The organism is Mammaliicoccus sp. A-M4 (assembly GCF_022386955.1).
Classification (GTDB): Bacteria; Bacillota; Bacilli; order Staphylococcales; family Staphylococcaceae; genus Mammaliicoccus; species Mammaliicoccus lentus.
In genome coordinates this window covers 1-1,500 of record NZ_JAJNHH010000032.1, presented here as the reverse complement: position 1 = coordinate 1,500, position 1,500 = coordinate 1, and the positions used below count along the sequence as shown (strand labels likewise).

General features: G+C 32.6%; 2 protein-coding genes. Both read left to right on the top strand.

Features of this window, described 5'->3' with window-relative positions; genetic code table 11:
- Positions 1 to 140: 140 nt before the first annotated feature.
- Complete coding sequence (locus LQ682_RS13980; protein WP_018616903.1) at positions 141 to 284, top strand: ribbon-helix-helix domain-containing protein; 144 nt, start codon at positions 141 to 143, stop codon at positions 282 to 284.
- Positions 285 to 349: 65 nt separating this feature from the next.
- Entirely contained in the window at positions 350 to 922 is a 573-nt protein-coding gene (locus LQ682_RS13975) for a replication protein (protein ID WP_026260398.1), read from the top strand.
- The last annotated feature ends 578 nt before the right edge of the window (positions 923 to 1,500 follow it).

The following is a 1,500-nucleotide window of genomic DNA, read 5'->3' as shown; positions in this document are numbered from 1 at the left end:
TCGCGAAACATCAACGGAGAGTAAGGCTCAACCCGTTTTTTTGATAAAAATGCATAAATTTCTTACACTTTAGTTATAAATGTGTTAGATTGTTTTATAAGGGAATTCGTATTTATAGAAAATTGTTGAGGTGAAAAAATATGGCTGAAAAACAAGAAAAAAAACGAATTATGATAACTTTGAATCAAGAAGTTTTTGAAAAAATAGAAGTTTTATCTAAAGAAACAGGTTTAAGTAAATCTGCTTTGATTACAATGTGGGTTAATGAACAAAAAAAGGCATAAAAATAGTCGCCAGGGCAAATGGCGACTAAGAAATAAATTATACTTATAAGTGAGGTAATTATAACATGAGTGAAAAGAGAGATACAAGAACACGTAATTGGACATTTTTTGTTTATCCGGAATCTGCACCTGAAAATTGGAGAGATGTTTTAAACGAGATGCATATACCGTGGATAGAAAGTCCATTACATGATAAAGATGTAGATTCTAATGGAGAACTGAAAAAGGCTCATTGGCACATATTAATATTATTTGCTTCTAAAAAGTCTTATGAGCAGGTTAGAGAGATTACTTTAAGGTTAAAGGCACCAAATCCTCAAAAGGTTATGGATCTGAAAGGTATGGTGCGTTATTTTGCTCATATGGATGATCCTAATAAGTTTCAGTATAGTAAGAGTGAAATAATAGGTCATGCTGGTGCTGATCCTTTAATATATCTTTCTGCCAATTCTGGAGAGAGATATCAATTAATTAAAGAAATGATTAGTTTTGTTAAAGAAAATGATATTGATGAGATTCAAGACTTAATAGATTATGCTATGGAAAATAGATTTGATGATTGGTTTCCGTTACTTTGTGATAATTCAGCGTTTATTATGAATAATTATATTAAATCTATTAGACATAGAATTAGATGAATTTGAATTAGCTAGCCAAAATGGCTAGCTTTTTGCGTTAGCAAAAATAAAGGGTCTGGGATATAATCCCAGCAAGGGTATTTGCAGAACGAAATGAGCGTTAGCGAATGAAGTGGCTAGCAAATACGACGCTTGCCAAAACTTCAATTAACTTGTGATATGAGAAATACTTTTGACGAGCAAAGAAATAATGATAGCTACTTCAGTAGCGATTGGTGCAGTTGTAACTTGGATTAATCCAAGTTAACAACCAATCCAAATCATTACTTTCGATATCGTGAAGTCAAAAGGAAATTAAATTACAAGTTAATTGAAGTTGGGATTTGATTTATGGATTTTAGTAATCACATTTTTGATTACTGTTTTTGTATTTAATCTTTGGATTTTTCGAACCTAGGGGGGGCAACTACGACCCCCCCTAGGTTGGTCACTGGTCAGAGGTCAAAACTCTGTATCCCTTGCGCCTCTAAGGCTGAAAGGGTATAAATCGCGAAACATCAACGGAGAGTAAGGCTCAACCCGTTTTTTTGATAAAAATGCATAAATTTCTTACACTTTAGTTATAAATGTGTTAGATT

Excerpts from the sequence above, each read along its gene's own strand:
- LQ682_RS13980 (WP_018616903.1), top strand. The coding sequence starts at position 141 with ATGGCTGAAAAACAAGAAAAAAAACGAATTATGATAACTTTGAATCAA.
- LQ682_RS13975 (WP_026260398.1), top strand. The coding sequence starts at position 350 with ATGAGTGAAAAGAGAGATACAAGAACACGTAATTGGACATTTTTTGTT.